We start from the raw sequence: 4442 nt of genomic DNA, 5'->3' as shown, positions 1-4442 counted from the left end.
CGTCCAGGCGGACGGTGTGGCCGCATGGACGCGCGGACGGGGCCGGGACGCCGCCCGTCCCGTCCCGCCGCGGAGCCGTTGCCGCATGGACGCGCGGACGGGGCCGGGACGCTCAGAGGACGGCGCGGGTGACGGCGTAGGCCGCGGCGAAGGTCAGGACGAGCCAGACGACGGCCGTCGCGAGCGCGGACGGGCCGCCCGCCAGGATCCGGTCCGGGCGGCCCCGGGTCGCGGCGACCAGCGTCCACCACTGCACCGCCATGAAGACCGTCGAGTACAGGGAGCCGAACCCGGTGAAGGCGAAGCCGAGCACCAGCGTCGCCGGGGTGATCGCGTGCAGGAAGACCGCCGTCCCGTCGGCGCCGTCGCGGCGCAGCAGGCCGAGGACCGCGCCCCAGCCGACGGCCGCGACGATCCACACGGTGAGCAGCGGCCAGGGCGCGCCGCCGACGGTCCCGGCCGCCATCAGCCGCGCATCAGACCGGACTCCCAGGCCCAGGCGGCGATCCCGGTGCGGTTCCGGGTGCGCAGCTTGCGCTGCACGCTGCCGAGGTGCGTCTTCACCGTGGACAGCGAGACGAACAGCTCCGACGCGATCTCCTCGTTGGTCCGGCCGCGCGCGACCAGCCGCACCACGTCCAGCTCGCGCTCGGTGAGCGGTTCGGGCAGCCGCGGCGGCTCCGGCGCGGGCGCGGCCAGGTTCGCCAGCAGCCGGACGGTCACCGACGGCGACACCAGCGCCTCGCCGTTGGCCGCCGCCCGCACCGCCTCCACCAGCAGCGCCGGGCCGCTGTCCTTGAGCAGGAACCCGGCCGCGCCGCCGCGCAGCGCCCGGTAGACGTACTCGTCCATGTCGAAGGTGGTGACGATCACCACGCGCAGCGGGTCCGGCACGTCCGGGCCGGCGAGCAGGCGGGTCGCCTCCAGGCCGTCCATCCGCGGCATCCGGATGTCGAACAGGCACACGTCCGGGCGGAGCCGGCGGGCCAGCTCCACCGCCGCCGCGCCGTCGGCGGCCTCGCCGACCACCTCCATGTCCGGCTGCGAATCGATGATCATCCGGAAGCCGGTGCGGACCATCTCCTGGTCGTCGGCGATCAGTACGCGGATCGTCACGGTGCGATTCTCTCAGTCTTCCGAAACCGGGATGACCGCGACGACCTCCCAGCCGCCCTCGGGACGCGGTCCCGCGGTGAGCCGGCCGTCCACGGCGTCCACCCGCTCGGCCAGCCCGGCGAGCCCGAACCCGCCGGACGGCAGCCGCCGCCCGCGGCCCTGCCCGTCGTCCCGGACGGCCACCTCGACCGACCCGTCCCCGAGCCGCGCCACCGACACGCGGACGATCGTCGCGTCCGCGGCGTGCTTGCGCGCGTTGGTCAGCGCCTCCTGGACGACCCGGTGCACCGAGGTGACCACCTCCGGCGGCAGCGCGCCCAGGTCGTCGGCGAGCGCGAGCGTCGCGGGCGGGGCGTCGCCGAACCCGTCCACCAGCTCGGCGACCTGCGACAGGTCGCCTACCGGACGCGTCGCCCCGCCCCCGCCCGCCGCGCCGCCGGGACGGGCCGCGTCCTGGGCGTCCCGCAGCAGGCCCACCATGCGGCGCATCGAGGTCAGCGCCTCGGTGCCGGCCTTCTCGATCTGCCCGAACATCCGGTCCAGCTGCTCGGGCGACTGCGCCGCCGCCCCCGAGGACGCCGCGAACCGCGCCGCCTGCGCCTGGACGACGATCCCGGTCACGTGGTGGGCGACGAAGTCGTGCAGGTCGCGGGCCAGTTCCAGGCGCTCGTCGCGGCGCGCGTCCGACAGCGCCCGGCGGCGGCGCGCGTCCACCGCCCGCAGGTACAGGCCGGTGCCGATCGCGATCGCGACCAGCACCGCCAGCGGCGCGGCGAACCCGATCAGCAGCAGCCGCGACCCGCGCAGCGGAATGATCACGATGGGGAGGGAGACCAGGGCGGTCATCGCGACCACCCGGCTCTGCGGGGCCGTCCACGCCATCCGGGTGACCAGCACCAGCAGCCCGGTCACCTCGACCAGCGCCGCCTGGTCCTGGACGGCCGTGCCGAGCGCGGCGAGCGTCCCGGTCAGCAGGAGCGACGCCCCGGCGGCGATCGCCGCCCACCGCGTCAGGCGGCGCCGGGCGAGGCAGGCGTACGCGACGACGGCCGCCACCGCGACCGGCGCCAGGTCCCACGGGTTCCGGGGCCGGTACACGGCGGCCAGGCAGAGCAGCAGGTACAGCGCGGCGCAGCCCAGGGCCATCACCCGGAACAGGCACCCGCCCACGGACTGCACCCGCGCCAGCCGGTCCGGACCCTCCGGCATCGCCTCAGGCCCGCGATTGGCCCCCCGCGCCGCGTCCCCCGCCGCCTCCCGCCGGACGTCTCCCGACGCGTCCCCCGGCGTGTCTGTCCGCGTGGCGCCGGGCGCGGCTTCCCGCGCGCCCCCCGGCGCGCGTCCCCAGGCGTCCGTCGGCGCGTCCTTCCACGCGTCCCCCGATGCTTTCATTCCCCCGAGGCTACGGCTTGGGGGCTATGCCCGGATCGACCATTCGGCCGATGCCCGCGAGTCCAGGACAGAACCTCCGTCCGATGCGCCCGACCAGGGCTTCCGCGAACCATGGAGGCATGGATCTCACCGGCTTCTCACTCCTCTACCTGCCCTTCGCGGTGGCGTTCGTCGCCTTCGTGATCTACGGCGGGGTGGTCATGCCCGCCAAGGAGATGCGCGACTCGCTGCGGTTCGACCGGCCGCGCGGCCCGAACGCGGTCCCGGACCTGTCGCCGGACGCCGGAACCGCGCCGGGCATGGGCCGGGCGACGGCTCCGGCCGCCTCGGCCGACGCCGAGGTGATCGGCCTCCGCCCCGTCCGCTCCGACCGGAAGGCCGCCGCGTGAACACCCCCTCCTCGCCCGTCCTGAGCGGCACGGGCCTGGTCAAGCGGTTCGGCTCGACCGTCGCGCTCGGCGGTGTGGACCTCGCGGTCGGCCGCGCCGAGGCCGTCGCGATCATGGGACCGTCCGGGTCCGGCAAGTCCACCCTGCTGCACTGCCTCGCCGGGATCATGCGCCCGGACGAGGGCGAGGTGCGGCTGCTCGGCGACCGGATCGACGACCTCGGCGAACGCCGCCGCAGCGCGCTGCGCCGCACCCGGTTCGGGTTCGTGTTCCAGTTCGGCCAGCTGCTGCCCGAGCTCCCCGCCGACGAGAACGTCGCGCTGCCGCTGATGCTCGGCGGCACCTCCCGCGCCGAGGCGGTGCGCAGCGCCCGCGCCTGGTTCGGTCCGCTCGGCCTCGCCGGGATGGAGGGACGCCGTCCGGGCGAGCTGTCCGGCGGGCAGGCGCAGCGCGTGGCGATCGCCCGCGCGTTGGCGTCCCGTCCGGCCGTGGTGTTCGCGGACGAGCCGACCGGCGCGCTCGACCAGGCCACCGGGCACGAGACGATGCGGCTGCTCGTCGAGGCGACCCGGCGGAACGGCGCGTCGCTGGTCGTCGTCACCCACGACCCGGGCGTCGCGGCCTGGTGCGACCGCACCGTGGAGGTCCGCGACGGCCGCCTGCTCACCGGCGCCCCGCCCGCTCCGCCCCAGCCCGGCCCCTCGCCGTTCCCGCCCTCGTCCCAGCCCGACCCCTCGCAGTTCGCGCCGCCGTCCCAGCCCGACCCTCCGCAGTTCCCGCCGCCGTCCCAGCCCTACGGAGCCTCGTGATGCGCACGACCTTCCAGCTCTCCTGGCGCCTGCTGCGCGGCGGCGGTCGCCGGGGCCTGCTCGGCTCGCTGCTCACCCTCGCCGCCGTCGCCGTCTCGACCGGACTGCTGCTGTTCGCCGTCGGCGCGAACCACGCGTTCGCCGCGCGGTCGGCCGCCGACGCCTGGCGGCACCCGGCGAAGGCGCACGGGACGCCGACCGCGGTCGAGGCGCTGACGACCGACTTCGTGCGCGGACGGCCCGTCACCGTGGTCGAACTCGCCGCGCTGACCGGGGACGCGCCCGTCCCGCCCGGAATGAAGCGGTTCCCGAAGCCGGGCGAGGTCTGGACGTCCCCGGCGCTGGCCTCGCTCATGCGGGAGGTCCCCGCCGACCAGCTGGCCGCGCGCTTCCCGTCCCGCACGCCCGCCGGGACGCTCGGCCGCGCCGCCGTCGCCCACCCCGGCGAGCTGGTCGCCGTCGTCGGACGCGCCCCGTCCGACCCGTCGATGACCGCCGCCCGCGCCGACACCATGGCCGTGGACAACGTCGCGTCACCGACCCGCATCGACCGCTACGCGACCGGCGCGCAGTCCTCGTCCGCCCTCGTCTACCAGATCCTCGCCGCGGTCGCCTCGGTGCTCATGGCCGTGCCGCTGCTGGTGTTCGGCGGGGCCGCCGCGCGGCTCACCGTCGCCCGCCGCGACGGGCGGCTCGCCGCGCTCCGGCTGGTCGGCGCGACGCCCGGCCAGGTCGT

At 76.6% G+C, this 4442-nt stretch carries 5 protein-coding genes and 1 pseudogene; 3 read left to right on the top strand and 3 right to left on the bottom strand.

Features of this window, described 5'->3' with window-relative positions; genetic code table 11:
- Window positions 1-112: 112 nt before the first annotated feature.
- The 3 genes from DZF91_RS27780 to DZF91_RS27770 are packed head-to-tail and all read right to left on the bottom strand — an operon-like array spanning window position 113 to window position 2325.
- Entirely contained in the window at window positions 113-466 is a 354-nt protein-coding gene (locus tag DZF91_RS27780; RefSeq protein WP_117360092.1) for a hypothetical protein, read from the bottom strand.
- Entirely contained in the window at window positions 466-1116 is a 651-nt protein-coding gene (locus DZF91_RS27775; protein ID WP_117360091.1) for a response regulator transcription factor, read from the bottom strand. Before DZF91_RS27775 ends, DZF91_RS27780 begins: the two co-directional genes overlap by 1 nt.
- 12 nt (window positions 1117-1128) lie before the next feature.
- On the bottom strand, window positions 1129-2325 hold the full coding sequence (locus DZF91_RS27770; RefSeq protein ID WP_117360090.1) for a sensor histidine kinase: 1197 nt from the start codon (window positions 2323-2325) through the stop codon (window positions 1129-1131).
- A 302-nt stretch (window positions 2326-2627) separates the two neighbouring features.
- Here DZF91_RS27770 and DZF91_RS27765 point away from each other — a divergent pair, with 302 nt between their 5' ends.
- From DZF91_RS27765 to DZF91_RS27755, 3 genes and pseudogenes are all read left to right on the top strand, one after another.
- Window positions 2628-2897 carry a hypothetical protein gene (locus DZF91_RS27765; protein ID WP_117360089.1) on the top strand — a complete coding sequence of 90 codons (270 nt, stop codon included), beginning with the start codon at window positions 2628-2630 and terminating at the stop codon, window positions 2895-2897.
- Window positions 2894-3706 carry an ABC transporter ATP-binding protein gene (locus DZF91_RS27760; RefSeq protein ID WP_117360088.1) on the top strand — a complete coding sequence of 271 codons (813 nt, stop codon included), beginning with the start codon at window positions 2894-2896 and terminating at the stop codon, window positions 3704-3706. Before DZF91_RS27765 ends, DZF91_RS27760 begins: the two co-directional genes overlap by 4 nt.
- Window positions 3706-4442 (top strand): annotated as a pseudogene (locus tag DZF91_RS27755) (FtsX-like permease family protein); the annotation flags it as partial. The gene DZF91_RS27760 and the pseudogene DZF91_RS27755, both read left to right, overlap by 1 nt.

The organism is Actinomadura logoneensis (assembly GCF_003428695.1).
GTDB lineage: Bacteria > Actinomycetota > Actinomycetes > Streptosporangiales > Streptosporangiaceae > Spirillospora > Spirillospora logoneensis.
This window is presented reverse-complemented; position numbering and strand designations above follow the sequence as displayed.

Excerpts from the sequence above, each read along its gene's own strand:
- DZF91_RS27780 (WP_117360092.1), bottom strand. The coding sequence starts at position 466 with ATGGCGGCCGGGACCGTCGGCGGCGCGCCCTGGCCGCTGCTCACCGTG.
- DZF91_RS27770 (WP_117360090.1), bottom strand. The coding sequence starts at position 2,325 with ATGCCGGAGGGTCCGGACCGGCTGGCGCGGGTGCAGTCCGTGGGCGGG.
- DZF91_RS27765 (WP_117360089.1), top strand. The coding sequence starts at position 2,628 with ATGGATCTCACCGGCTTCTCACTCCTCTACCTGCCCTTCGCGGTGGCG.